This is a genomic window from Aestuariispira insulae, assembly GCF_003385955.1.
Taxonomy (GTDB): Bacteria; Pseudomonadota; Alphaproteobacteria; order UBA8366; family Aestuariispiraceae; genus Aestuariispira; species Aestuariispira insulae.
This window is the reverse complement of the sequence record NZ_QRDW01000001.1, coordinates 925907-952142: the sequence shown is the minus strand read 5'-3', so window position 1 is coordinate 952142 and position 26236 is coordinate 925907. Positions and strand designations below refer to the sequence as shown.

At 57.2% G+C, this 26236-nt stretch carries 19 protein-coding genes and 1 pseudogene; 10 read left to right on the top strand and 10 right to left on the bottom strand.

Annotated elements, in window-relative coordinates; genetic code table 11:
* The first annotated feature begins 79 nt into the window (after nucleotides 1–79).
* Both DFP90_RS04685 and DFP90_RS04680 read left to right on the top strand, forming a co-directional pair.
* Complete coding sequence (locus DFP90_RS04685; RefSeq protein WP_115935217.1) at nucleotides 80–1177, top strand: ATP-dependent 6-phosphofructokinase; 1098 nt, start codon at nucleotides 80–82, stop codon at nucleotides 1175–1177.
* On the top strand, nucleotides 1174–1692 hold the full coding sequence (locus DFP90_RS04680) for a TIGR02444 family protein (RefSeq protein WP_115935216.1): 519 nt from the start codon (nucleotides 1174–1176) through the stop codon (nucleotides 1690–1692). The genes DFP90_RS04685 and DFP90_RS04680 overlap by 4 nt, the downstream gene beginning before the upstream one ends.
* Nucleotides 1693–1775: 83 nt before the next feature.
* Here DFP90_RS04680 and DFP90_RS04675 read toward each other — a convergent pair whose 3' ends face one another.
* Nucleotides 1776–2642, bottom strand: a complete 867-nt coding sequence (locus DFP90_RS04675) for an MlaA family lipoprotein (protein ID WP_115935215.1) — start codon at nucleotides 2640–2642, stop codon at nucleotides 1776–1778.
* Nucleotides 2643–3135: 493 nt separating this feature from the next.
* Between DFP90_RS04675 and DFP90_RS04670 the strand changes: the two genes are divergently transcribed.
* The 6 genes from DFP90_RS04670 (at nucleotide 3136) to DFP90_RS04645 (ending at nucleotide 11133) form a co-directional block, all read left to right on the top strand.
* Nucleotides 3136–4179: a GGDEF domain-containing protein gene (locus tag DFP90_RS04670; RefSeq protein WP_115935214.1), complete on the top strand. Its 1044-nt coding sequence runs from the start codon at nucleotides 3136–3138 to the stop codon at nucleotides 4177–4179.
* Between the two features lie 87 nt (nucleotides 4180–4266).
* Nucleotides 4267–6033: a chloride channel protein gene (locus DFP90_RS04665; protein ID WP_115935213.1), complete on the top strand. Its 1767-nt coding sequence runs from the start codon at nucleotides 4267–4269 to the stop codon at nucleotides 6031–6033.
* A gap of 101 nt (nucleotides 6034–6134) precedes the next feature.
* Nucleotides 6135–8516, top strand: a complete 2382-nt coding sequence (locus tag DFP90_RS04660; RefSeq protein WP_115935212.1) for an ATP-dependent helicase — start codon at nucleotides 6135–6137, stop codon at nucleotides 8514–8516.
* Between the two features lie 28 nt (nucleotides 8517–8544).
* Nucleotides 8545–9429, top strand: a complete 885-nt coding sequence (locus DFP90_RS04655) for a 50S ribosomal protein L11 methyltransferase (protein WP_115935211.1) — start codon at nucleotides 8545–8547, stop codon at nucleotides 9427–9429.
* Nucleotides 9430–9442: 13 nt separating this feature from the next.
* A complete protein-coding gene (locus DFP90_RS04650) occupies nucleotides 9443–10363 on the top strand; it encodes an ABC transporter ATP-binding protein (protein ID WP_115935210.1) in 921 nt (306 codons plus the stop codon).
* Nucleotides 10360–11133, top strand: a complete 774-nt coding sequence (locus tag DFP90_RS04645; RefSeq protein WP_115935209.1) for an ABC transporter permease — start codon at nucleotides 10360–10362, stop codon at nucleotides 11131–11133. The genes DFP90_RS04650 and DFP90_RS04645 overlap by 4 nt, the downstream gene beginning before the upstream one ends.
* On the opposite strand, the gene DFP90_RS04640 is transcribed toward DFP90_RS04645, so the two are convergent.
* Nucleotides 11130–11975 (bottom strand): leucine-rich repeat domain-containing protein, encoded by an 846-nt coding sequence (locus DFP90_RS04640; protein ID WP_115935208.1) that lies wholly within the window; start codon nucleotides 11973–11975, stop codon nucleotides 11130–11132. The genes DFP90_RS04645 and DFP90_RS04640 overlap by 4 nt on opposite strands.
* A gap of 221 nt (nucleotides 11976–12196) precedes the next feature.
* Nucleotides 12197–12478: a DUF1127 domain-containing protein gene (locus tag DFP90_RS04635; RefSeq protein WP_115935207.1), complete on the bottom strand. Its 282-nt coding sequence runs from the start codon at nucleotides 12476–12478 to the stop codon at nucleotides 12197–12199.
* 246 nt (nucleotides 12479–12724) lie between these two features.
* On the opposite strand from DFP90_RS04635, the gene DFP90_RS04630 reads away from it, so the two are divergent.
* Together DFP90_RS04630 and DFP90_RS04625 are read left to right on the top strand one after the other, a co-directional pair.
* Entirely contained in the window at nucleotides 12725–14740 is a 2016-nt protein-coding gene (locus tag DFP90_RS04630) for an aminopeptidase P family protein (RefSeq protein WP_245956963.1), read from the top strand.
* Between the two features lie 14 nt (nucleotides 14741–14754).
* Nucleotides 14755–15660: a histone deacetylase family protein gene (locus DFP90_RS04625; protein ID WP_115935206.1), complete on the top strand. Its 906-nt coding sequence runs from the start codon at nucleotides 14755–14757 to the stop codon at nucleotides 15658–15660.
* 16 nt (nucleotides 15661–15676) lie between these two features.
* On the opposite strand, the gene DFP90_RS04620 is transcribed toward DFP90_RS04625, so the two are convergent.
* The 7 genes and pseudogenes from DFP90_RS04620 to ftsA form a co-directional block, all read right to left on the bottom strand.
* Nucleotides 15677–16981 carry a S8 family serine peptidase gene (locus DFP90_RS04620; RefSeq protein ID WP_181905188.1) on the bottom strand — a complete coding sequence of 435 codons (1305 nt, stop codon included), beginning with the start codon at nucleotides 16979–16981 and terminating at the stop codon, nucleotides 15677–15679.
* Between the two features lie 61 nt (nucleotides 16982–17042).
* Nucleotides 17043–19127, bottom strand: a pseudogene (gene ligA / locus DFP90_RS04615) (NAD-dependent DNA ligase LigA); the annotation flags it as partial.
* Between the two features lie 39 nt (nucleotides 19128–19166).
* The gene (gene recN / locus DFP90_RS04610; RefSeq protein WP_115935203.1) at nucleotides 19167–20837 is read right to left on the bottom strand and encodes a DNA repair protein RecN; all 1671 of its coding nucleotides are present in this window, start codon (nucleotides 20835–20837) and stop codon (nucleotides 19167–19169) included.
* 19 nt (nucleotides 20838–20856) lie between these two features.
* A complete protein-coding gene (locus tag DFP90_RS04605) occupies nucleotides 20857–21690 on the bottom strand; it encodes an outer membrane protein assembly factor BamD (protein WP_115935202.1) in 834 nt (277 codons plus the stop codon).
* 162 nt (nucleotides 21691–21852) lie between these two features.
* On the bottom strand, nucleotides 21853–22824 hold the full coding sequence (lpxC, locus tag DFP90_RS04600; protein ID WP_115935201.1) for a UDP-3-O-acyl-N-acetylglucosamine deacetylase: 972 nt from the start codon (nucleotides 22822–22824) through the stop codon (nucleotides 21853–21855).
* Between the two features lie 313 nt (nucleotides 22825–23137).
* Complete coding sequence (gene ftsZ, locus DFP90_RS04595) at nucleotides 23138–24811, bottom strand: cell division protein FtsZ (protein WP_115935200.1); 1674 nt, start codon at nucleotides 24809–24811, stop codon at nucleotides 23138–23140.
* Between the two features lie 142 nt (nucleotides 24812–24953).
* Nucleotides 24954–26192 carry a cell division protein FtsA gene (gene ftsA / locus DFP90_RS04590; RefSeq protein WP_245956962.1) on the bottom strand — a complete coding sequence of 413 codons (1239 nt, stop codon included), beginning with the start codon at nucleotides 26190–26192 and terminating at the stop codon, nucleotides 24954–24956.
* Nucleotides 26193–26236: the final 44 nt, after the last annotated feature.

Sequence of the window (26236 nt, the reverse complement as noted above, 5' to 3'; positions counted from 1 at the left end):
CATCATATCCCGCCGGGATGATGCCGATCAGAGTGTTATAACTGATCAGCGGTGATTTAGATAGGAATTTCATAAGTTTATGAAAAAAATAAAGAAAATCGGGATTTTGACCAGTGGCGGCGATTGCGCCGGGTTAAATGCAATATTGCGGGCTGTGGTCAAGCGCGCGGAAGGCGGTTATGGCTGGGAAGTCTATGGTATTGAAAAAGGTACCCATGGGCTTTACGCGCGGCCACCGCTGCTTCGACGCTTGCGTCCTGGTATGTTTAACGGGGCGCTTTTACGTCAGGCCGGGACGATTTTGGGGACCACGAATAAAGGTGATCCCTTCGCTTATCCCATGGAAGATGGATCGACATCTGATCGGTCGGACGAATTGATCGAGGGGTTTCAGCTGGCCGGGCTGGATGCTCTGATAGGTGTTGGCGGTGATGGCAGCCAGGCAATTTTGCTAAAACTCGCTGAGAAGGGCGGTATCCCGCTGGTCTGTATTCCGAAAACGATAGATAACGATATTGGCGCGACTGAGGTGGCGGTAGGCTATGATACCGCGATGCAGGTGGCAACGGATGCATTGGACAAATTGCAGCCTACGGCAGCCAGCCATGACCGCGTTATGGTCTTGGAAGTAATGGGGCGGGATGCAGGGCATATCGCCTTGAATGCAGGGATTGCCGGCGGGGCCGACGTGATCCTGATCCCGGAAATATCCTATGACCTTGAGAATGTCGCAACCCATATCCGGGGGATTTATGACCGGGGCCGGAATTTTGCGCTCGTTGTAGTGGCGGAGGCGACCCCCGGACCGGCATCCCATCAGGTGACGCGTACCATGGAAGACGGGCAGGTCCGTTATGGCGGGGTCGGCCATTGGGTCGGACAGGAAATTGCCCAGCGGACCGGGGCGGAAGTCCGGGTGACCGTTCTGGGGCATATTCAGCGCGGCGGTGTGCCGACCCCCCGGGATCGTCTTATGGCGAGCGTCTTTGGGGTGCGCGCGGTTGATCTTCTCGCCCAAGGAAAGGCGGGCCATATGGTCGCCTGGGTCAACCGTCAGGTGACGGAATTGCCGATCAGGGATGCGATTGCTGCCTTTGCCAATGTTGATGTTGCAGGGCCGTTGGTGTCTACAGCGCGCGGTCTTGGCATTTGTTTTGGGGATGGGAAAGAGGCATGACGTTTTTTCAGGATAAGCCCAGTCATCCATTCTGGGCCTTCTCGCTCGATTTCTATGGCAAGGTCCGCGTTGAGGAAACATTGCTGGCGCTGCAAAACAGCCGGGGCCTTGATGTGAACCTGATTTTGCTCTGCGTTTGGTTGGGAACCAAGGGGGTTAGTCTGCAAAAGGAAAGCATGCAAAAACTGGTAGGCCTTTCCAGCGGCTGGCATTTGCAGGCGGTTTTGCCTCTGCGGCAATTGCGTCAAAGCCTCAAAGAGCCGGTGGCGGGTATTGATCGTGACGACGCGGAAAGGGTCCGCCAGGGAATTAAGGAATTGGAATTGGCCACGGAACGCATGCAGCAGGATATGCTGTTTCAGGCGCTTGAGGAATTGCCTGGCAAGGATGCCAGGCTAGCGGACCGGGCAGGGGTGATCAGGGGCAATCTAAGCCGCTATGCGTCAGCTGCAGCCATCCGGGTTGGCGGGGAAGAGCGCGGCTATTTTGAAACCCTGGTTCAGGCCGCGATTTAGAGGGGACGGTTCAAAATAAAAAGGAGCAAGCGATAAGGCTTGCTCCTTTGGATGTTTTCTAAATCTCGATGGTTGGCGCTGGGTCAGCCTGCATTTTCCGGCGCATCTGCTGCAGAGAGCGATTCGTCGCTTGCGGGATCGTCATATAGATCTTCGTCAATGCTCAGATCTGTACCCTGGGTGCCAAGTTCAGGATCCTGGAGATCCAACTCTTCGTTGTTAATCAACTGACGGCGCTGCTGGCGATAAATACTGCGAATGGTCGCATAGAAATCGATGGAGGTTTCTTCCAGCCGATCAATCTCATCCAGATTGCGGGCTCGGAAATCCATGAATTCTGCACCGGCGCGTGCGGTTACCAGGGAATCCCGGTCATTGTGGCGGATCCAGTAATTGACCGGATCAGCGGCATAATCGACAAGGCGGCCTGCGCCATCGCGAACTGTGGTCGGCCCGAAGATCGGCAGCACAAGGTAGGCGCCTTCTTCGACTCCCCAGACGGCAAGCGTCTGGCCGAAATCTTCTTGATGTTTCGGGACACCGGCACCGCTGGCAGGATCGAACAGACCTCCCGCGCCGGCTAAAGTATTGAAGAAGAAGCGGCCGAGGCTGTCGCCCATGGCTTCAGGATTGCCTTGAAGCAGGGAGTTGGCGGCGATCACCGGCTGTTTCAGGTTGGTCAGGAAATTGGTGACCATGTTTTTGATGAATTCGGGCATGACCTTGTCATAGGCCGATGCTGTCGGCTTTACAGCAATGGTATCGATCGTATTGTTCAAGCCAAACATAGCCCGGTTGAAAGGCTCCAGAGGATCATTCGCCTCTTCATAGGCCTTCAACGCTTCAGGATCTGTCGGAGGCGTCGCGCAGCCAGAAAGGCCCAGCGCCAGAATCGCAGCAGCTGCAAGCTGACCGATCTTTGATGCCGGTTTATTTAATACAGAATTCATCAACACAATTTCCGTTCCCGTTACCCATAATGCCCCTTACCTGACCAGTGAATGGGTGGCCGCAATCCATAAGACACCACACTCAAATTGAGGTATTAAGGTTAGATTCGAAAAGCTGCAAGTTCTTAATGTCCCTGTATGTCCCTGTTGCGTGTTTGTATCAGCATACTATTGCGGAGGTTAACAGTAGCCTAACCCGGAGGGGCCTGATTTCCGTAAGGTTTTAGATGGTGTTGCAAAAATGTCTCTACCGCTCACAGATTTCTCCCCATTCGGGTCCCGGGGGATCATTCTCCGGAAACAGGACTGATCGCGTGTTGGCGGCAGAGATTTGACACTGGCTTTTTGTATATTGATCCGATAATTAAGGACTAAATTTAGAGAAAATTTCATATAAAGTCGGTTTGACCGTAACGGCGCTGAAAAAGTCTGCGAGTTGCGTGTTGGATACCGGTATGGTTTCAGCAGGTTGTTACGGGGAGCAGCGTTGGATATGTCGGGCGATTTTCAGTTGCAGAGCCAATCCTTTTCTCAAGAAGCGCTGGCGCGGATGACTGAGTATGAAATACCCCCGACACCGATCAACTATGCCGTCTGGTATGGGTATGTCAGCAACAGCGTGCCTGGCCTGCGCCAAATGATGGATGTCCTGATCAGCAACAAGCGCGTGTTGACCGAAGATTTGTGCGCCGAATTATATGGTCGATATTTCAGTCATATGGATGACGGTTTGGTGATCCAGGACGCGGGCATGCGGCTGGAACATGAAGTGGGCAGGGTTATCCAATGGATTGATGATGTGGCGGACGGCACTGCCGAGTTTGATGTTTCGCTGAAATCGAATATGGGGGAATTGACGCAGCCGGAAGGTTTGAAGAATCTCCGAAACATCATGGAGACCTTGCTGGAAGAAAGCAAAAAAGCATATCACAATAACCAGCGATTGAGGGCCAAACTGGAAGAGACCAGCTCAGAGATCCATTCTCTGCGGGAAAAAGTTGAATCAGTGCAAAAAGAGGCATTAACGGATCCCCTGACCGGCATTGCCAACAGAAAACAATTTGATATGTCGCTCCGTAATGAAGCGATGCATGCGATGGAAAGCGGGGCATCCCTGTGTCTGGCTTTCGTGGATATCGATCATTTCAAGCTGTTCAATGACAAATATGGCCATCCGGTGGGGGATCGTGTTTTGAAGCTGGTGGCGGATATGCTGTCCAAAAACATTAAAGGGCGGGATCTGGCTGCCCGGTATGGCGGAGAGGAATTTGTGCTGATGCTGCCACAGACGGAGCTGGAAGATGCTATCCAGCTCTGCGACCAGATCCGCGGGACCGTGGCGGATAAGGTTTTGCGCTCCAAGCAATCATCCGAGGATTATGGCAGGATCACAATCTCGGTCGGGGTCGGAATTTTTGATCCCGGTGAGCGGTTGAGCGGCTTTGTCGAGCGTGTTGACCGGTGCCTGTATCAGGCGAAAGGAAACGGACGAAACCAGGTCATATCCCAGGATATGCTCAAAGCGACGGTAAACTGATGACGGGTATGGTAGCGTTGCCGGGAAAGGGGCGGGGCGGCTGCAGTTTCAAGGCCCGGAAATGGTCACCCGGAGATAGTCATTAGAATGAAAACATCCTTTCGTGAATTATTGCGAAACATCCGCCGGGTATTACGCCATGAGCAAGTCGTGCTTGCGATTGTCGCGATCGCAGTTGGTTTGATGGGCGGTGGCGCGGCCATTCTTTTTCGGGAAGCGATCTCTTTGATCCAGGAATTCATCTATGGGTATGGAGATGAGCGCTTGGCTAGTCATATTCGCGATCATGTGCCCTGGTGGCAGGTCATGCTGGCGCCGGCGCTCGGTGGGCTGCTGGTGGGCACCATCACCTTCTTTTTCATGCCTGGGCGCAGGCCCCATGGTGTTGCTGATGTGATCCGAAATAGCGCGCTCAGAGGCGGGCGGATGCGCCTACGAACAGGTCTGGGCGCGGCTTTGGTCAGCGCGCTTACCCTGGGCTTTGGCGGTTCGGCCGGTCGTGAAGGACCGGTGGTGCATCTGGCGGCAAGCTTCACATCCTTTATCTCTGAGCAGATGAAAATGGGCCGGTCCATGGGCCAGACCCTGCTGGGCTGTGGTGTGGCGGCTGGGGTTGCGGCCTCTTTCAATGCGCCTTTCGCGGGGATCTTTTTCGCCCTGGAAGTGGTTACCGGCAACTATGCCATAGCCAGCTTCACGCCGGTGGTCATCTCCGCCGTGGCGGGGACATTGGTCAGCCGCGCCTATTATGGCGATGTGACGGCCTTTGTGATTCCGGAACATGCGATCGCTTCCTTTTGGGAATTCCCCGCCTTCGCGATCCTCGGGATTGTCAGCGCTGTGGTGGCGGCCTCTTTCATTTGGTCGGTTGGGGTGGTCAAGAAAACCATGGTCATGGTGCCGGTGCCCAAATGGGGGCGTCCTGCGCTGGGTGGTTTGGCGGTGGGTATGATCGCCCTGTTGTTCCCGCAGGTCTTGGGGGTGGGCTATGAAGCAACCGACCAAGCTTTGAATGAAGAATTGACCCTGGCCCTGCTGATCACATTGGTGGTGGTCAAGACCGCCGCCACGGCCATTACTTTGGGCAGTGGGTTCGGCGGCGGCGTTTTTTCCCCGTCCCTGTTTCTGGGGGCGATGGTTGGCGGTGCCTTTGGTTTGATTGCAACCGAGGTGTTCCCAACGCTGTCATCCGGGCACGGCGCCTATACGATCGTCGGCATGGGCGCGGTGGCGGGGGCTGTGTTGGGGGCACCGATTTCCACGATCCTCATGGTGTTTGAGCTGACGGGGGATTATACGCTTACCGTCGCGGTGATGATTTCGACCGTTATTGCATCCCAGATCGTGATCCAGGGGCTGGGGCACTCCTTCTTCCATTGGCAGCTCAAGCAATGGGGGGTCAATCTCTCCGGCGGGCGTGAGAGCCGCATCATGCGTTCCAGGCGAACCCGGTCCGTGATGCGGCATGATTTCATCACCATTTCACCGGATGCGCCGATCAATGAGATCCGGCAAAAACTGATGCAATGCCGCTATGGCGAGATTTTCCTGGTGGATGAGAAGCATACTTTGCTCGGGACCATTATGCTGCAGGACCTCTCAGATGCCGCCTTCGACCACAGCAAGGATGAGATCGTCAAGGCACAGGATGTGGCGCGGATGAACCCGCCGGTGATTGCCATCGATGAGGATATGGAAAACGCCATGACCCTGCTGGAAACCTGTGGCGAGGAACATGTTGCCGTGGTCGACAATAAAGAAAGCAAACGGCTGGTCGGTGTGCTTCATGAACGTGACATTATGGCGGCCTATCATCACGCGGTGCTGGAAACCAGGGCGTCGGAACGTCTATAACCGACTTCGATGGCGGATCCGGGCTTTTTTTGCATTGGCCAAACGGCCCGAATCTGCCAGCTTGTGCTGGCTTTGTTCCTGTAACTCTATATAGTGCCCTTATGTCTGATCCACTCGATTTCGATGATGATATCCCGTTTCCCGACCTGCCCAATGGTCCGGTGCCGCCTGCGCCGCCGTCCCGTTTTGGGGCGCCGCGCCCGACCGGTTTCCTGGAGGGGTTGAACGAGGCCCAACGGGAAGCGGTGGAGAATATGGACGGGCCCCTGTTGGTGCTGGCCGGTGCCGGGACCGGTAAGACACGGGTGCTGACCACCAGGCTCGCCAATATTCTCTCATCGGGGCGGGCGCGACCGTTCCAAATGCTGGTGGTGACCTTCACCAACAAGGCCGCTCGCGAAATGCAGGAACGCGTGACCAATCTGGTTGGTCCCATGGCGGAAGGTTTGTGGCTTGGCACCTTCCATGCGCTGGCAACCAAGATTTTGCGACGGCACGCGGAATTGGTGGGCTTGCAGTCCAATTTCACCATCCTTGACACAGATGACCAGATCCGCCTGCTCAAGCAAGTGATGGAAGCGGAGCATATTGACGAGAAAAGATGGCCTGCGCGTACGCTGATCCATGTGATCCAGCGCTGGAAGGATAAAGGCCTGCCGCCGGAAAAAGTGGGTGCGGGCGAGGCGGGCGACATCGCCAATGGCCGGGCGGTTGCGATCTATCGCCAGTATCAGGAACGTCTGACCACGCTGAACGCGGCGGATTTCGGCGACCTTTTGATGCATAACCTGACGCTCTTCACGAACCACCCGGATGTCTTGCAGAAATATCAGGAAATGTTCCGCTATATCCTGGTGGACGAATATCAGGATACCAACGTTTCTCAATATCTCTGGCTGCGGCTGCTGGCGCAGAAGAACAAGAATATCTGCTGTGTCGGCGATGATGACCAATCGATTTATGGCTGGCGCGGGGCCGAGGTGGGCAACATTCTCAAATTCGAGAAGGATTTCCCCGGCGCCCAGGTGGTCCGGCTGGAAAAGAACTATCGATCCACCTCCCATATCCTGGGCGCGGCTTCAAAACTGATCCAGAATAATGAGGGTCGGCTGGGTAAAACCCTCTGGACCGATCAGGAAGGCGGCGAATTGGTCACCGTCCATGGTGTCTGGGACGGGGAAGAGGAAGCCCGCATTGTCGGGGATGAGATCGAGGCTGCCCAGAAAAAGAAAGTCAGCCTGAACGAGATGGCGATCCTGGTCCGGGCCGGTTTCCAGACCCGTGAGTTTGAGGAAAGGCTGATCACGCTGGGCCTGCCTTACAAGGTGATCGGCGGCGCGCGCTTTTACGAGCGCGAGGAAATCCGCGATGCGCTGGCCTATTTGCGCGTGATCCGCCAACCGGCAGACGATCTGGCACTGGAGCGCATTATTAACAAGCCGACCAGAGGAGTCGGAAAAACGACCCTGCAAGCCATGCATCAGGTGGCGCGATTGGAAAACTGCCCCTTGTCGCTGGCAGCACTGCGCCTGCTGGAAACGGATGAATTGAAACCGGCTGGCAAACGTGCGCTTGGCCGGATCATGGAGGATTTCCGCCGCTGGCGCGAGATGGCCGGAGTGGTCAGCCATATCGAATTGGCGGAAACGGTGCTCGATGAATCCGGCTATACGGATTTCTGGAAAAACTCCAAAAAGCCGGAAGCGCCGGGCAAGCTGGAAAACCTCAAGGAATTACTGGTTGCCATGGAGGAGTTTGAGAATCTCGATGAATTCATGGAGCATGTCAGCCTGGTGATGGATGTGGATGCCCAGGCGGAGGCAGGGGCGGAAATGATCAGCATCATGACCCTGCATGCGGCCAAAGGCCTGGAGTTTGACCTTGTCTTTCTGCCCGGCTGGGAAGAAGGGCTGTTCCCCCATCAGCGATCCATGGATGAAAGCGGCATGGCAGGCCTGGAAGAGGAACGGCGTCTGGCCTATGTGGGCATGACAAGGGCGAAGAAGAAGCTGCATATTCTGTTTTCCGCCAACCGGCGCATCCATGGCCAGTGGCAGTCGGCTATCCCGTCACGTTTTGTTGATGAGCTTTCGCCGGAACATCTGGAAGAGCGCACCGACCGCGGCCTTTATGCCGGATCTGGCGGCGGCCGGGCGGAAGAACGTTCGCAATACGGTTTCAGCGGCTTTGACAATGGCTATGACAGCGGCAGCTATGGCAATGCCGGTTACGGTGCCCAGCGTCGCCAGACCCAGGGCGGCCCTGGCTGGCAGCGTATGCAGACGCGCAAGAAACCGGTGACCTTGGAAGGCCGTGCCACCCGCAAACCGGCACCGGTCAATCCGTTCAAGGTGGGCGACCGCTGTTTTCACCAGAAGTTTGGCATGGGCGATGTGGTCTCCATTGACGGGGACCATCTGACCATTCAGTTTGACAAGGCGGGTACGAAGAAGGTTGTGGCCGCCTTTGTCGAAAAACCTTGATGACACTTAATCAAATTAGGAAGCAACCATGACGGCTCAGGCAGTATGGAAACTGGAAATCATCCTGCCCGACGCGGAGGCGGCGGAACTGTTTGGTGCAGCACTGGACGATATGCATTTTGCGGCGGCTGCCTTTGAGATGGTGCCGGATGTGGGCCCCTGGCGGCTGGAATGCTATTGCGATGGCGAGCCGGACGCGAGTGCGCTGGGCGTCGCCCTGGCCCTGGCCAGCCTGCAAGCGGGCATATCCGAACCAGATTACAAATGCGAGCCGCTGCCGGATGTGAATTGGGTCGCGGAAAACCAGAAGAGCTTTCGCCCGATCCGGGCCGGGCGTTTCTTCGTGCACCCTTCCCATTTTGAAGGCGTGGTCCCGGCGGGCAGTTGGGCATTAAAGGTGGATGCGGCTACTGCCTTTGGCACTGGCGAGCATGCCACGACCCGCGGATGCCTGCTGGCGATTGATCAACTGGCCAAATCCCGTGAGATCCGCCGGCCCCTGGATCTTGGCACCGGGACCGGCATTCTGGCCATGGGCATCGCCAAGGCCTGGCCGGTCGGTGTGGTCGCGTCCGACATTGATCCGGAAGCGGTCAAAGTGACCGATTATAATGCGGTGCTGAACGGCATGCGCGGGCGTATTTATGCCATTGAAAGTGCCGGTTTCCGTGACCGAACTTTGAAGGATAGCGGTCCCTATGACCTGATCGTGGCCAATATTCTGGCCAATCCGCTCCGCAAAATGGCGCGTGATATTGCAACTAACCTGGTGCCTGGCGGGGATCTGATCCTGTCGGGCCTGCTGGAAACGCAACAGGCGGCCGTATTGCAGGCCTATCGCGAACAGGGCCTGAAACTGCACCGGCGCTATCCCATCGACCGCTGGATGACCCTGCATCTGCGTGCCTGGTAAAGAGACATATTCCATGACTGCTGCCTTGAAGATCACGGACCTGAAAAAGGTCTATGCCAATGGTCCTGAAGCCCTGAAAGGGATTTCCATGACCGTGGATAGCGGGGATTTCTTCGCTTTGCTTGGCCCCAATGGGGCCGGGAAATCCACGACATTGGGGATTGTGTCGTCCCTGGTTAATAAAAGTGCGGGCAGAGTTGAAATCTATGGCCATGACCTGGATACGGATCTGGTGAGTGCCAAGATGTGCCTGGGCGTCGTGCCGCAGGAATTTAATTTCAATATGTTTGAAAAGGTCTGGGACATTGTCATCACCCAGGCCGGCTATTACGGCATTCCGCCCCATGTGGCGAAGGTGAATGCGGAAAAATATCTCAAAAAGCTGGGGCTCTGGGAAAAGCGGGATACCGTGTCGCGCACCCTGTCCGGGGGTATGAAGCGCAGGCTGATGATTGCGCGTGCCCTGATCCATGAACCCAAATTGCTGATCCTGGATGAACCGACGGCGGGTGTCGATATTGAGCTGCGCCGCTCCATGTGGGACTTCCTGAAAGAGATCAATGCCCAGGGCACAACCATCATCCTGACCACCCATTATCTGGAAGAGGCGGAGGCCTTGTGCCGCAACATCGCGATCATTGATAAGGGCACGATCCTGGCCCATACCTCCAAGCGGGAATTGTTGCAAAATCTGCAGACCGAGAGCTTCGTCATCGAATTAAGTGAGGCCATCACCGAGCTGCCGGACCTGGATCCCTTCAGCTGCCATTTGGATGACCAGGGCAACCTGGTGGTGGAGGTGGCCAAGGGCCGCAGCCTGAATGCGGTGTTTGAGCGATTGAACGCAGCGGGTATCAAGGCCAGCAGCATGCGCCCGACCTCCAACCGGCTGGAAGAGCTGTTCATTAATATGGTGGAAGGAACCCTGTCATGAAGGCCTCGGAGATCCTTGTTGCCTATCGCACGATCACGGTGCGCGAAATTCGCCGCTTCACCCGGATCTGGGGCCAGACCATCCTGCCGCCAGCGATCACCATGTCGCTTTATTTTGTCATATTCGGCAATCTGATCGGCCCGCGGATCGGTTCCATGGACGGGCATGACTATATGGATTTCATCGTGCCGGGCCTGATCATGATGTCTGTGATCACCAACAGCTATTCCAATGTGGTCTCCAGCTTTTTCAGCCAGAAATTCCAGCATTCCATCGAGGAATTGCTGGTCTCGCCCGTGCCGAACTGGGTGATCCTGGCAGGCTATGTCACCGGCGGCGTGGCCCGGGGCCTGGCGGTAGGGTTGATCGTGACGCTGCTGTCGCTGGGTTTCACTGATCTGCAGCTTCATAACCCGCTGATCATTGTGGCGGTGGTTCTTTGCACGTCTGTGCTGTTTTCCCTGGGCGGCTTCATCAATGCGGTCTTTGCCCGCAGCTTTGACGATGTCTCGATCGTGCCGACCTTTGTGCTCACCCCGCTCACCTATCTGGGCGGTGTTTTCTATTCCATCAGCCTGCTGCCGGATTTCTGGCAGGGGGTCTCAAAGGCAAATCCGATCCTCTATATGGTCAACGCCTTCCGCTACGGTTTCCTGGGCATCACGGATATCGATGTTGGCTTTGCCTTTGCCATGATCCTGGGCTTCACCGGCCTTCTGTTTGCCTTTGCGCTCCATCTTCTGAACGTCGGCAAGGGGATCCGCAGTTAGCGGTAGATCGCGCAGCCCCGTTCTTCCAGGTTTTTGAGCCAGGCGGGTTCGTCCCGGAAGCGGGTCCAGCGCAGATCCAGCTTCCGGAGGTTTGGCAATGTTGCGATACTGTCCGGCAGGCTGGTGAAGCGATTGGCGCGCAAATCAAGATGGATTAATTGCCGCAGGTTTCCGATGCTGTCGGGGATCCGGCCAATGCGGTTGCTTCGCAAATCCAGGACCTCCAGGCTCTCGAGGTTACCCAGCTGATCCGGCAAGGCGGCCAACTGGTTGCCCTTTAGATGCAGCTCGCGCAAGTTGGACAAATCGCAGAGATCATCCGGCAGTTTATGGAAACGGTTGTTGTAAAGCCGCAATTCCCTGAGGCTGGCGAGGTTTCCGATATCCTCCGGCAGATGATCAAGGAGATTATCCGTCAGATTGAGGTAGATGAGATTATTGAGCGACCAGAGGCTTTCCGGCAGATGGGTCAGCCGGGCGTTGCTGCAATAGAGGATCTCCAGTTGTTTCAGCGCGCCGATATTGGAGGGCAGCCGGGTCAGGCCCTGGTGGCTGAGATCAAGAATGCGCAACCGGGTGAGCTCGCACAGGCTTTCGGGTAACTGTTCCAGGCGGTTGGCATAAACATATAGCTCTTCAAGACTAATGAGCCGGTTAATATTGTCGGGTAATGTTTCCATGCGGTTGCGGCCAAGGAACAACCGCCGGAGCGTTTCTTCTCTGAGCAGGGTGTGGGGAAATTCGGTCAGATCGCATTTTTCGGCGGCATAGTCGATCAATCCGGCCTCGCCGGTGACCCGGCCAATGCTGCCGTCGCGCCGGTCTGAAATATGCTTTAGCACGGCTCCAGGCGCAGTCCCGCTATGATGATACACCCTGTTTCACTCCCATGTGAGATGCCCCTCGCCATGGTGTCGGGGAGGAAACTAACAGGAGATTCCGTCGTCGCCAACCGGCAAAAAACAACCCGCCTGCCGGGGAGGGCAGGCGGGTCATTATATCATTCCTGTGTCCGGTTGGATCCGGGGAGGGAACCATCCGGCCAGCGGCAGGTAAATGCGCCTTAGGAAGGGTAGGACAGGTTCATCAGGTCGGCGCTGCCATGGCGCAGGGCGCGCATGCAGGAGGTCTCAACCCGGTTGTTGCGGGTCAGGCCACGGACTTCAGCGCGGGTCAGGCCGATGTCGTTCAACTGGTGGTCATTCAGATCCGCCAGTTTCGCAACAGCGCGCTTATACTGTACATGGGCCTTCACCTTGGCCATCGTATTGACCATCAGGTCCCACAGAGAATGCTGGGACAGGGGAGCTGCATATACGTAAGTGGTTTGGGTTGCTGTTGTCATGGCGGTTACTTTCAAATGCCTGGGCTACCACGGCCCGAATGAACAAATATCATGGTGTCTGAACACCGTTTCTGAGCGTCATATGCGCCCAAAATCGGGAAAAAATAAGTGAGGATTTTGCAGGGCTGACATGCGATTCGCGCATGACTTCCCCGGAAAAATAAGTGTCGCTTTTCTCTTGTTTTGCGTGGTCAAAAACCGCAAATAAGAGACGCAGATATATCAATTCCTATCAGAGGTGCCATTGTGACCTATCAGGGCGATTCCCGGCTCAATCAATTGCTATTGGAAAACAGCGCGGCCATGGATGCCGGAGAGGTGCGGAATCTGATCCGCGGTGTGCTGGCAGCGCCAAATTTTGGCGATGGCTGGTTTGATCTGATCGCGCCTGCGGCCAATGACGCGCTCAAGACAGAGCTGTCGGCGCTCCGGTCCGAAATCGAGCGGGAATGCGACGCGGGCTTTACCGATGGCCCCGCGCCGCGTACGCGCATTGATGCGCTGCGTGCATATATGAAGGAAAAAGGCCTGGCCGCCTTCATCGTTCCGCGCACCGACCGCTATCAGGGCGAATATGTCCCGGCCCGGTTTGACCGTCTCTTGTGGCTGACCGGCTATTCCGGCTCTGCCGGTCTGGCGGTGATCGGCCAGGAAAAAGCCGCGATGTTTGTTGATGGCCGCTATACCCTGCAGGTGCGCCAGCAGACGGAAGAGGCATTGTTTGAATATCGCCACCTGATCACCGAACCCGCCTGGGACTGGATCGCAGAAACCTTCAAAGCCGGTGACCGGATCGCCTATGATCCCTGGCTGCATAGCGCGCACGGCCTCAAGCGTCTGCAGGCGGCTGTGCAGAAGATTGGCGCGATCCTGGAGCCGCTGGATGAAAACCCCATTGACCTGATCTGGCAGGGCCAGCCGGAAGAGCCGGTTTCCCCGGTACGGCCCCATGCCCTGGACAAGGCCGGGGAAAGCGCGGTTTCAAAGCGCGAACGCCTGGGCGCTTTGCTCTCGGAAAAACAGATCGACAGCGCGGTGATCACCGCGACCGATTCGATCGCCTGGCTGCTGAATATCCGGGGCCGGGATGTGCCTAATTGCCCGCTGCCCCTTAGCGCGGCAATCCTGCATGCAGATGGCGCGGTGGAGCTTTTCATTGATGACCGGAAGCTGACCCAGGAGGCCCGCGAAAGTTTCGGCAACGCGGTTTCCGTTCAGGCGCCGGGCACCTTTGGTACCCGCCTGGAGGCCTTGGGCCTTGAGGGCCGCACGGTTTTGGCCGATCCGGCAGGCAGCCCCAGCTATGTTTTTGACCGGCTGAATGAGAGCGGTGCCAAATTGGTGGAAGGGGAAGACCCCTGCCTGCTGCCGCGGGCCTGCAAGAATGATGTAGAGCTGGCCGGCATGCGTGCAGCCCATAAACGTGACGGCGCCGCGATTGTTAAATTCCTGGCCTGGTTCGATGCCCATAAAGGCGATGAAGGCTTGAGTGAACTGGATGTGATTGAGCAGCTGGCGGCCTTCAGGAATGAGGACCCGACCTGCACGGACGCCAGTTTTGATACCATTGCCGGTTCCGGCCCCAATGGCGCGGTGATCCATTACCGGGCCACAGAAAAAACCAACCGGCGGCTGGATAAAGACTCCCTGTTGCTGGTGGATTCCGGGGCGCAATATCCCGATGGCACCACCGACATCACCCGAACCATGCCGACCCATGGCACGCCCAGTGAAGAGATGAAGGAACGTTTCACCCTGGTGCTGAAGGGGCATATCCAGCTGGCTATGGCCCGTTTTCCGGAAGGTATTCCGGGCCAACGGCTGGATACCCTGGCACGCGCGCCGCTCTGGTCGCTGGGCCTGGATTATGACCATGGCACCGGCCATGGGGTTGGCAGCTATCTGAATGTCCATGAAGGTCCGCAACGCATCGCGTCCGCAGGAAATCCGGTGCCGTTGCGTCCGGGCATGATCCTGTCCAACGAACCTGGATATTATAAAGACGGGGATTATGGCATCCGGATTGAAAACCTGGTGATTGTCACAGAGTTGGATGGCGGCCTGCCGGAAGGGAAAAAGGTCTTCGGTTTTGAAACCATCACCCTGGCCCCCATTGAACCTTCCCTGATCAAGGTGGATCTGTTGAGCGAAGCTGAGCGCGACTGGCTGAATGCCTATCACGCCAAGGTTCTGAAAGAGATCGGTCCGTTGGTAGATGGCGATGAGCTGGCGTGGTTGGAAAAGGCCACAGCGGCAATCTGATCCGGGGGCGGCTCATGGGGATCCGGTTTTTCCATAACGATAATCATCCGATCCCCCTGCCGCCGGGACACCGTTTCCCAGGTGGGAAATACCGCCTGTTATACGAAGGTCTGCTGGCGGCCGGTATCGTGCGCCCGGAACAACTGCTGCCGGCGCCGCAAGCCGATCCGGTTGATATTCTGCGCGCCCATGACCAAGATTATGTGGATGCCTTTGAGCAGGGGACTTTGGATGAAGTGGCCATGCGGCGTATCGGTGTTCCCTGGAGCGAGGGGCTGGTGCGGCGTGTCCGGGCCACCATGGGCGGGGCCGTGGCCTCGGCCGCCTGCGCGCTTGAAACCGGCCTTTCCGGGCAGTTGGCTGGCGGCACCCATCATGCCCATCGGGATTTTGGTTCGGGCTATTGCATCTTTAACGACCAGGCGGTCGCGGCCCTTTGGGCCTTGCAGCAGCCGGGGGTGTCCAAGGTGGCCGTCATCGATCTGGATGTACATCAGGGCGATGGCACGGCGGCGATCCTGAAAGGTAATCCGGGCACCCTTGTTTTTTCCATGCATGGTGAGAAAAACTTCCCATTCCGCAAACAGCATTCCGATATTGATATCCCGCTCGAAGATGGCATGGCGGATGATGCCTATCTCCAGATATTGGAGGAAAACCTACCGCGTGTGATGCGTTTTTCACCGGATCTGGTCTTATACCAGGCCGGGGTGGATGCTTTGGCGCAAGACCGGCTCGGGCGGCTCGCCTTGACCGAGGAAGGGTTGGTGGCCCGTGACCAAATGGTTTTGCTGGCTTGCCGGGAAGCAGACGTGCCGGTTTGCATAGCGATTGGCGGTGGTTATGCCGACCCGATAGAACAATCGGTCGCCTGTTATGTGAACACCTACCGGATGGCCAAATCCATCTACGGTTTTTAAGCGAGCATCCAGCGGATCAGCAGTTGGGTTTCAGCCGGACCAGGCCCCAGCCATAGGTAAGATCCTTGCCTTCCTGTCCCAGATCCTTGGAATAGCGCTGCATGGAAGCGCGAATTCTCTTTACATCGGGGGGATAGCCGGCCAGCAGATGCAGGGCGGTAATCCCGGTGATATAGGGGGCGGCAAAGGAGGTGCCTGATTGCGCCTTGCGACCGGTGCGGGTCAAGGTTTCGATATCGACACCGGGGGCGGCGAAGTCAATATAGTTCCCTTGGTTTGCCCATTGATAGACGCCCAGGCGCTGATTGATAGCGGTCACGGCCAAAACATTGGGATGGGCCGCCGGCCAAGCAGGCTGCGCATTGGCTCCATTATTACCGGCGGCGGCAACAGCCAGTATCTTTTTTTCGGTCAGGCGGGTCAAAATCAGCTTCATGATTTTGTTTTGGGCCCCGGCGATGGACAGGTTGACCAACTGCACATTCTTTTCGGCCAGCCAGTTGATCGCCCGCAACATGGCGGCAAGGTTGCCTTTTTCCTTGCCCTTGCGATACTCGAAGATACCGGCGGCATAAAGTTCCGCGCCGGGCAGCAGGCCGCCCGGATAGCCCTGAATGCCCGGTTCGCCCACCAGCATGACGGCAACTGCCGTGCCATGGTCGAAAGCGGCTTCCTTACGCCCTTTCTTAATGAAGGTCTGGTAATGGATTCGTTGGTTTTTCAAGGCCGGATGATTGATGTCAACCGAACCGTCTATCATGCCCAGCTTTAAACCCTGGCCACAGGAATTGGGGACCAGTCCCCAGCCGACTGCGCGCCGGTCAAAGGGGAGAGGGGCGTTGTTTGTCGGGCCGGCGCCAAGGTCCATCAGGTCATTGGTGTCAAGCTGAACACCGGGAAGTTCGCGGGCCAGTTCTTTCAGCGCTTCGCTGATGGGAAGGCCGTCCGGGGATTTCACCAGCCAGATCTTGGTGTCCAGCCGACCGAAGGTCATTTTCTCAATAACCTTGTAACCAAGCCGTTCAAGCTTGGTTTCGGTGCCGATCGGCGGGTCGGCGATCAACAGTTCCCCCGCCTCGATCTCCTTTTCCAGGCTGTTGCCTTTTTGCTGTTTGTCCGCTTCACGGTTGCCACATCTATCTTCGGATTTTGCGACGCCGCGCTTGTCATAGGTCAGCACCGACCAACAGCTTTGCGCGACCGCCGGAGGGCCAGCCAGGCAGAGAAGGGAAACCAGCAGGATCAGCCCGGAAAAAGGGGCGATTGCCTGTTTTACGTTAAAGGAGACTGCCTTGCTCGTTACTGGAATCCGAACTGTCATGGTCGTTTTCAGAGATGCCTTTTTGTCCGTCCTGATCATCATTGTCAGCCGCCGTGCTGTCGCCGTCAATAAGGGCGAGCCATTCTTCTTCACTGAGAATGGAAACGCCCAGTTCCTGCGCCTTTCTGGCCTTGGAGCCAGCGTCGGCGCCGGCGATGACATAGTCGGTTTTCTTCGAGACGGAACCAGATACCTTCGCGCCCAGTGACTCCGCGCGCGCTTTGGCTTCGTTCCGGGTCATCAGGCTCAACGTGCCGGTGAAGACCACGGTCTTGCCTGTCACGGGTGAGGCGGTTTCCTTCACCACGAACTCTTCCACCGTGACATTGCCCAATAGATCGTCGAGCATCTCGCCGTTATGGGGCTCGGAAAAGAAATTCACCAGGTCCTCGGCCATGGCGGGACCGATCTGGTCAATATTCAACAAGTCCGCATAGGCGGCCCCCTCCCGGTCGACCGCTTCCACCATGGCGGTGCGAAGGGCGGTCATGGTTCCATAGTGGCGGGCCAGCAATTTGGCGGAAGCCTGGCCAACCTGGCGGATGCCCAACGCATAGACAAACCGGTCCATGGAAATGGTGCGCCGCTCCTCGATTGCCTTCATCAGGTTCCGGACCGAGAGTGCTCCCCAGCCTTCTTCGCCGCGCAAATCATCGCGGTGACGGTCGAGGCGGAAAATGTCTGCGGGCGTTTGGATCCAGCCTTTTTCCAGGAAAAATTCAACCTGTTTGGCACCGAGGCCGTCAATATCCATGGCGTTGCGGGAGACAAAATGCTTCATCCGCTCCAGACGCTGGGCGGGACAGATCAGGCCGCCCGTGCAACGGCGCACCGCCTCGCCCTCTTCGCGCATGGCAGCAGAGCCGCATTCCGGGCAATGATCGGGGAAGGTGAAGGGCTCCAACCCGACAGCCCGTTTCTCAACAACTGCGCGCACCACCTGCGGTATTACATCGCCTGCGCGCTGGATGATAACCCGGTCGCCGGGGCGGACATCCTTGCGCGCCAGTTCATCTTCGTTATGCAAGGTGGCGCGGCTGACCACCACGCCGCCCACCGTGATCGGCTCCAGGTTGGCCACCGGGGTCAGCGCACCGGTGCGTCCCACCTGGATAGTGATTTCGTTTAAGGTGGTTTCGGCCTGTTCGGCCGGGAATTTATGGGCAATCGCCCAGCGCGGGGCCCGGCTGACCGTGCCCAACCGTTCCTGCCAGTCCAGCCGGTTCACCTTATAAACCACGCCGTCGATGTCGAAATCCAAATCCGAACGGATTTCACCGATATGGCGGTAATGGGCGAGGATTTCTTCCAACCCTGTGCAGAGTTTTGCCGGCTCATTGAGGTGGAAGCCCCAGCGGGAAAATGTCTCGCGCATGCCCTGGACTGTATCGGAAATGGGGGCGGACAGCTCGCCTACGGAGTAACCAAAGAAATGCAGGGGCCGTTGGGCGGTGATGGTGGGGTCCAGTTGGCGCAGGCTGCCGGCGGCGGCATTCCTGGGGTTGGCAAAAACCTTCCGGCCTTCCGCTTCCTGGCGACGGTTTAGCGCGAAGAAGTCGTCCCGGGCCATATAAACCTCGCCGCGAACCTCAACGATATCGGGTGCATCGGCCGGCAGCTCTTTCGGGATGCTGTTCAATGTCAATAGATTGCGGGTGATATCCTCACCCACGGCACCATCGCCACGGGTGGCCCCCACCGTCAGTTTGCGGTTTTCATAGCGGATGGAGGCGGACAGCCCGTCGATCTTCGGTTCCGCCATAATGCCGACCGGTTCATTTTCATTCAGGCCCAGGAAGCGGCGCACGCGGGTGATGAATTCAGAGACATCCTCATCGGCAAAGGCGTTGCCAAGCGACAGCATAGGCCGGGCATGGATAACCTTGGCAAAGCCGCTGGCCGGAGCGGCACCAACCCGGAGGCTGGGGCTGTCTTTCCGTTGCAATTCGGGAAAGCGGGCTTCGATCGCCTCGTTGCGCTGGCGCAGGGCGTCATAGGCGCCATCCGAAATCGCCGGTTCGTCTTTCTCATGATACAGGCGGTCATGATATATGATATCCTGCGCCAGCCGGGCCAGTTCCAGGCGGGCATCCGCCTCCGACAATTCCTCGACAGCGATGAGGGCAAGATTCTTGCCGTTGCTCATGCGGATATTCCTTCTAAAACACGAATACTTGAACTGAAATCAGGCCGGGACCGGCCCTAAGAGACGATCTGCGGCGGCTCTGGCTTCTTCTGTGATCTCCGAGCCGGACAGCATGCGTGCGACTTCCTCGCGGCGTTCCTGCCCCATCAGCCGGTTGACCGATGTTACCATGGATTTACCATTCATGGATTTCGCCACATTCCAATGATCGCGCCCGGCGGCGGCGACCTGCGGGGAATGGGTGATCACCAGCAGCTGTACATTGCCGGCAAGGCGGCCCAGCCGGTCCCCGATGGCGGCGGCGGTTGCTCCGCCAACGCCGCTGTCGATTTCATCAAAGACCAGGGTCGGAACCGATCCGATTTCCGCCAGCGATACTTTCAAGGCCAGCAGGAAACGGCTTAACTCGCCGCCCGATGCAATCTTGGAAAGCGGGCCGGCCGGTGCGCCGGGGTTGGTCATGACCTGAAAAGCGACCTGATCCATGCCATTGGCATTCCAATGGCCGTCTTCCAGTGGCTGGACGGTGGTGATGAAGGTGGCCTTGTCCATCTTGAGCGGTGGCAGTTCCGTATTGACCGCCTGGTTCAGGCGCTTGGCAGCAGTTTGGCGTTTTTTCGAGAGGGCCTCGGCCTTGGCGATGTAGTTTTCCCGAGCGGCTTTTGCCTCCTGCTGAAGGCGTAAAAGCGCTTCTTCGCTGTCATTGATCAGCGCGATATCCTGACGGAATTTCTCGATCAGGGCGGGCAGCGCATCGGGATGGACGTTATGTTTGCGCGCGAGATCCCGCAAGGCAAACAGTCGTTCTTCCACATGTTCCAGATGCTGATCGTTCGCACTGACTTCGCTGGCGGCGCTGTTCAACTGGGAGATGGCCTCCTGGATCTCAACCGAAGCCCGGTCGAGTGCCCCCAAGGCCCCGTCAAGATGCCCTTCAGCCTTGTCGATCAGGCGCTCCAACGCTTTTTGCGCCTGGCGCAGGCAGTCATCTGCCCCTCTGGCACCGTTCAGCTTGTCAAAGGCAGTGCTGATGGCTTCGGTCAGTTTTTCGGCATTTTGCAGGAGGCTGCGCTCAGCGGAAAGAGTGTCTTCCTCATTATCATCCGGGCCGAATTTCTCCAGCTCGTCCAGGCTGTGGCGTAAATATTCTTCATCTTCCTTGGCCTGATCCGCGGCCCGGATCGCATCTTTCAGCGCTGTTTCCGCATTTTGCCAGGCCTGGAAAGCATTGCCGCAGGCCTTTCGTTCCCGCATCAGTTGGGCATAGGAATCGAGCACATCGATATGGGTGGCGGGGTTGAGCAGGCCATGCTGGTCGAACTGGCCTTGAATCTCGACCAAGGTTTCGCCCAACTGGCGCAGCAGGGTGACGCCGACGGGTTGATCATTGATAAAGGCGCGGCTTCGGCCGTCGGCACTGAGCAAGCGGCGCAGGATCAGGTGGCTATCGCTCTCAAGCCCCTGTTCATGCAGCATCTCATGGGCGGGGTGGTCATCGGCAATCTCGAAGCTTGCAATGACAACCGCCTGGTCGCAGCCATGGCGGACAAGACGGGCCTCTGCACGGGCGCCAAGGGCGAGGCCTAGTGCATCCAGCAGGATGGATTTACCGGCACCTGTCTCACCCGTCAGCACTGATAGGCCCGGCGTGAGATCAAGATCCAGCCGGTCAATCAATACAACATCGCGAATGGACAGATCCGTCAGCATGAAAGTTCCAGAACGCCTGTTAGAATACCCAGTCCCACATCTGACTTAGCCAACCCTGATTCTCCTCAGGCGCCAAATCTTTTCCTTCCAACAGCTGATAGGAATCCGCATACCACTGGCTGGCCGGGAAATTATGCCCTAATACAGCGGCCGCCATCTGCGCCTCATCCGAAATGCCGAGGGAAAGATAGGATTCCACCAGTCGATGCAGGGCTTCCGGCACGTGGGTGGTCGTCTGATAATTCTGGATCACGGTGCGGAATCGGTTGATGGCCGCCAGATGCTCGCCACGTTTCAAATAGAACCGGCCAATGGCCATCTCTTTACCGGCCAGATGGTCGCGCGCCAGGTCGATCTTTAAAAGCGCATCGCGGGCATAGGTGGTGTCGGGATAGCGTTGGGCTACATCCTGGAGAGCATTCAGCGCCAAGCGGGTGATTTTTTGGTCCCGCTGGACATCTGTGATCTGCTCATAATAGGCAATCGCACGCAAATAATAGGCATAAGGCGTATCGGGGTTCCCGGGATGCAGCTCGATAAATCGATCGAGCGCGATGATGGCCTCGTCATATTTGTCTGACAGATAATGCACATATGCCGTCATCAACTGGGCTTTTGTTGCCCAGATGGAATAAGGGTGCTGCCGGTCAACCTCGTCGAATGCCGTGGCGGCTTCTGAATATTCCTTTTGTTCGAAGAGATCCATGGCTTCGTTATAGAGCTCTTCAACGGGACGCTCGACATATGGCGCCGGCTCATCATTGGACGAGCAGGCAGCAAGAAGCGTCATGGCTGCGGCGGCCAAGATGATTCCCCGAAAGGAACGCCGCAGGGCATCAGTTGATACAGACATTGGGACTCCGACTATTACCAATCTGGGGACAGGTTATAGCACCCAAAAAGGGAGGGAACCAAGGGGCAAAGAGGGGCAGATCATGCTTTCCGGCAGTAGAGGGGCAAATGGCAATAAAAAAGTCCGCCAAAAGCGGACTTCTTAAACCCAAGAAGATCAATATCAGGCGCTGGCGGCGATGCCGAATTCCGGCATTTTCTGCAATTTGGCGACTTCCACCAATTCCCAGTTTTCATCGTTGGAGAACAGCTCGCGCAGCAGTGCGTTGTTGATGGCATGGCCTGCGCGGCAGCCACGATAATGCCCTGCCAGCGGGGCACCGGCCAATGCCAGGTCTCCGATGCAATCCAGAACTTTATGACGAACAGCCTCGTCATCGTAGCGCAGGCCCTCGTCGTTGAGAACTTTGTCGCCGGAAATGCCAACAGCATTATCCAAGCTTGCGCCCTGGGCCAGGCCCATTTTCTGCAAAGCCTCGACTTCATGCATGAAGCCGAAGGTGCGTGCGCGGCTGATTTCGTGCCTGAAATTGTCGGACGAAACTTCCAGGAACAATTCCTGGCGGCCAATCACTTTGCTGTCAAAATCAATTGACATGGCGATGGTAAAATCAATGGCCGGGCTCAAAGTCGCGGTCGCGCCATTCACATCGACGCTGACTTCACGCTTAACGGCAACGGCCATGCGCGGCGCGTTCTGGTCCTCAATACCGGCGCATTCGATCAGGAAGACAAACGGTTCGGAACTGCCATCCATGACCGGGACTTCAGGTCCGTTCAGCTCAATCACCAGATTGTCGATGCCGCAACCGGCCAGGGCCGCCATCAAATGTTCGATCGTGCCAACGGAGACATCATGTTCGTTGGAAATTTTGGTGCACAGACGTGTATCCGTTACATTGTCAAAGCGGGCGGAGATGATACCCTTGTCGCCTTCGACGTCTGTCCGGTGGAAGGTGATGCCGCTGTTCGGTGCGGCGGGTATCAAGGCCAGCGAGACATTCTTGCCGCTATGCAGGCCGACGCCGTTGCAATGAATGGTGTTCTTGAGCGTGCGCTGGTTCAGGACCGGCAATGCGTCATCTGCCTGCATCGCTTCCGAAAACTGTCCACTGCCACTAATGCTGTCGAGCATTCTTTTCCTACCTTGCAGCTTCAGTCAGCCGCTACGCCATGATTTCTATCGGTATCTCGGAAAGCACTCTATTAAAACAAGACCACCGGATACTTTGTTCATTTCTATGAGAAGGATACGAACCCTTCTTTCATACCTATTTGTCTAGCAAGCGCTGGTAAATCTCTCAAATCAATTAGTGTTACGGAATGTTGCATGCTGTAACAAATTGAAACATTAAAAATTTCTTTTAAATTACAATTAGTTAAAAGAAAGCGCAGCCCGCCGCAAAAGCGGGCTGCGTTTCTCTGGCAATGATATCTTTCAGACGGGCCTAGTTGGCTTGTCTGCGAAGGAATGCCGGGATTTCCAACATTTCTTCATCGGCACTGCTTTGTGCCGGCTTTTCTTCCGGTTGCGGGATCGCGCTCAGGCCCGGCTCCTCGCGGAACTGGGAGACTGTTTCGGGCTTGCCACCCATATTCTCGCGACCGCTGACAAGGCCGGTCATGCGACGAAACAGGTTGGACCGCTTCGGAGCTTTCTGCTGCGCCTGATCACGACCGGCATTGGCGTAGTCAGCTTCGGCGAAAGGGTCGGGTTGCTCCCCGTCAAATTCACGGGTTTCGGCAGCCTGAACCGGGCTCGGCGGAATGAAGGCATCCCGGGTTGCAACCGGTGCCGGTCGCGGAGCAGGACGCGTATCTTCCGCGGTTGGAGCGGCCTCGGGAGCAGGGGTCGGTTCGCCGAGGTCGAACAGGGTGTTTTCCACTGTTTCGACCGGCGCGGCGGTGTCCTCTGCCACGATTTCTTCCACCGGGAAGTCTTGCGCTGCTTCCTCGTTCAATTCAGCCGCTGTATCCAGGGGGGCGGCGTCGGCCGGTTGATCGGTTTCCAGGGATGTTTCCACGTCAAGGGCAACCTCGGCAGCGGATTCCTCCTCATGCCGGCGGGTTGCGGCTTCCACGGCAGCCTGCACGACGGGAGAGGATTTTGGTTGGTTGAAGCCAACGGCGGCCGGGCGCGGCATAACGCCGACTTCAGCTTCAATGCCTGTGGCCACAACGGAAACCCGCATGGAACCGTTCAGATTCTCATCGAAAGTGGAACCGAAGATGATGTTGGCATTCTGATCCACTTCTTCACGGATGCGGTTGGCCGCTTCGTCCACTTCAAAGAGGGTCATATCCGCGCCACCGGTGATGTTGATCAGGACGCCACGGGCGCCCTTCATGGTGACATCTTCCAGCAGCGGGTTGGCGATGGCGGCTTCCGCGGCGGTGATGGCGCGGGTTTCGCCTTCCGCTTCGCCGGTACCCATCATGGCTTTGCCCATCTCGCCCATAACGGTACGGATATCGGCAAAGTCCAGGTTGATGAGACCCGGCATGATCATCAGGTCGGTCACGCCGCGCACACCGGAATGGAGAACGTCATCCGCCATTTTGAAGGCATCTGCAAAAGTGGTTTTTTCATTGGCCACCCGGAACAGATTCTGGTTTGGGATAATGATCAGCGTGTCGACGAACTGTTGCAGCTCCTCAATCCCGGCTTCCGCCAGGCGCATGCGCTGGGATCCCTCAAAATGGAACGGTTTCGTAATAACACCGACCGTCAGGATGCCGGCCTTGCGGGCGGCTTCTGCAATCACAGGGGCCGCACCGGTGCCGGTGCCGCCGCCCATGCCGGCGGTAATGAAGACCATGTTGGCACCGTCCAACTGGGCCATGACCTCTTCCAGGGCTTCTTCAGCCGCGGCGCGCCCGATTTCCGGACGTGCACCGGCACCCAGCCCCTGGGTGATGTTGGTGCCCAACTGGATCTTGCGCTCGGCACTGCTATGTTCCAGTGCCTGTGCATCCGTGTTGGCCACGAAAAATTCGACCCCTTCCAGATTGGAATGGATCATGTTGTCTACTGCGTTGCCACCGGCCCCGCCAACACCGACAACCACAATGCGTGGTTTCAGTTCGGTGATGGCCTGGGGCGTGCTCAGATTCAAAGCCATCTACGCCTCCATTAATCCCAAGTTATCATTGCCATATTCGCACCGGATGTCCATGAACTTTTGCCGGTGCAGCGCCGTTTCTAGAACGACGATTCTTTTCGGGTCAATACAACCCGAAGAAGAATTCCTAATCAGAGCCATATCAGAAGGTTTCACGGAACCAACCTCCGACTCTGGAAAGCAGGCCACCACCGGTTTTTGCGGCGGCTGCGGCCTCCATTGTTCTTGCTTCCCCGCGGTCGTCGACCGCGTAATGCAACAGGCCCGCAGCGGCGGCAAAGGCCGCGCCTCCCGTTGCTTCCGCCAAGCCGGTCACGCCCAGCGGACGGCCGATCCGGATTTGTTTATCGAGCATCTGGGTCGCCAGCTCGCGTACGCCGGTCAATTGACAGGCGCCCCCGGTCAAAACCACACGCTGGCCCGCGACGCCTGCGATGCCTGATGCATCAAGCCGGTCGCCGACCATTTCCAGTGTTTCTTCTATGCGCGGTGCAATGATGGAAACCAGGTAGCTTTTGGGAATGATGTTGGGGGCATCCTCTTCCTCACCGACCTGTGGTACTTCCAGCATCTCGCGGTCGTCTGAGCTGGCGGGCAGGGCGGACCCGTGACGGGTTTTAAGTTTCTCCGCCTCGGCCAGTGACGTGGACAGCCCACGCGCGATATCCGAGGTCACATGCTGGCCGCCCACGGGAATAGAGTCGGTATAGATCAGGTCGCCTTCGTAAAAGACTGCGATGGAGGTGGTCCCGCCGCCCATATCGACCACGATGGAGCCCAGGTCCCGTTCGTCCTCGACCAGGCTGGCTAAGCCCGCGGCATAGGGGGCCGCGACCACATTCTGGACCGCCAGATGGCACCGGTTCACGCAATAGCTGATATTCTGGACACTGGCGGCATTGCCGGTCACCAGATGCATGCGCATCACCAATTTTTGGGCATGCATGCCTGTCGGATGGTCGATGCCGGTGGCATCATCCACGTCAAACCCAAGGGGAATCGCATGCAGAAGGGTACGGTCGCGCAAGTCGGCCGCCTGGCGTCCGTCATTGAGCATGCGGCGGACATCGGCCTCGCGGATTGCACCGCCGCCGATGGTCAGTTCCCGCCGGATGATCTGGCTGACCGGCTGACCGCCCGCCAGGCTGACGGTCACCGCATTGATGGTGGTGCCGGCCATCTGTTCGGCCGAATGCACGGCGGCGAGGATCGACTGGTAGGCAGATTCCATGTCGACGATCACACCGTTTTTGACGCCCGCACTGGCCTGGTGGCTCATACCGGTCACGCGGAGCTGGCCGCCGCCCGATACCTCACCAATGAAACAGCAGATCTTGGAACTGCCGATATCTAGTGCTGCTATGCTTCTTTGTGTTGCCACTCTTTTGTTTTCCCACTTAACCGGCATTGCGCATCCTGCCCTTC

Bases quoted from the DNA above. Each gene is read 5' to 3' on its own strand.
- DFP90_RS04685 (WP_115935217.1), top strand. From the start codon at position 80: ATGAAAAAAATAAAGAAAATCGGGATTTTGACCAGTGGCGGCGATTGC.
- DFP90_RS04680 (WP_115935216.1), top strand. From the start codon at position 1,174: ATGACGTTTTTTCAGGATAAGCCCAGTCATCCATTCTGGGCCTTCTCG.
- DFP90_RS04675 (WP_115935215.1), bottom strand. From the start codon at position 2,642: ATGAATTCTGTATTAAATAAACCGGCATCAAAGATCGGTCAGCTTGCA.
- DFP90_RS04670 (WP_115935214.1), top strand. From the start codon at position 3,136: ATGTCGGGCGATTTTCAGTTGCAGAGCCAATCCTTTTCTCAAGAAGCG.
- DFP90_RS04665 (WP_115935213.1), top strand. From the start codon at position 4,267: ATGAAAACATCCTTTCGTGAATTATTGCGAAACATCCGCCGGGTATTA.
- DFP90_RS04660 (WP_115935212.1), top strand. From the start codon at position 6,135: ATGTCTGATCCACTCGATTTCGATGATGATATCCCGTTTCCCGACCTG.
- DFP90_RS04655 (WP_115935211.1), top strand. From the start codon at position 8,545: ATGACGGCTCAGGCAGTATGGAAACTGGAAATCATCCTGCCCGACGCG.
- DFP90_RS04650 (WP_115935210.1), top strand. From the start codon at position 9,443: ATGACTGCTGCCTTGAAGATCACGGACCTGAAAAAGGTCTATGCCAAT.
- DFP90_RS04645 (WP_115935209.1), top strand. From the start codon at position 10,360: ATGAAGGCCTCGGAGATCCTTGTTGCCTATCGCACGATCACGGTGCGC.
- DFP90_RS04635 (WP_115935207.1), bottom strand. From the start codon at position 12,478: ATGACAACAGCAACCCAAACCACTTACGTATATGCAGCTCCCCTGTCC.
- DFP90_RS04625 (WP_115935206.1), top strand. From the start codon at position 14,755: ATGGGGATCCGGTTTTTCCATAACGATAATCATCCGATCCCCCTGCCG.
- DFP90_RS04620 (WP_181905188.1), bottom strand. From the start codon at position 16,981: ATGACAGTTCGGATTCCAGTAACGAGCAAGGCAGTCTCCTTTAACGTA.
- recN (WP_115935203.1), bottom strand. From the start codon at position 20,837: ATGCTGACGGATCTGTCCATTCGCGATGTTGTATTGATTGACCGGCTG.
- DFP90_RS04605 (WP_115935202.1), bottom strand. From the start codon at position 21,690: ATGTCTGTATCAACTGATGCCCTGCGGCGTTCCTTTCGGGGAATCATC.
- lpxC (WP_115935201.1), bottom strand. From the start codon at position 22,824: ATGCTCGACAGCATTAGTGGCAGTGGACAGTTTTCGGAAGCGATGCAG.
- ftsZ (WP_115935200.1), bottom strand. From the start codon at position 24,811: ATGGCTTTGAATCTGAGCACGCCCCAGGCCATCACCGAACTGAAACCA.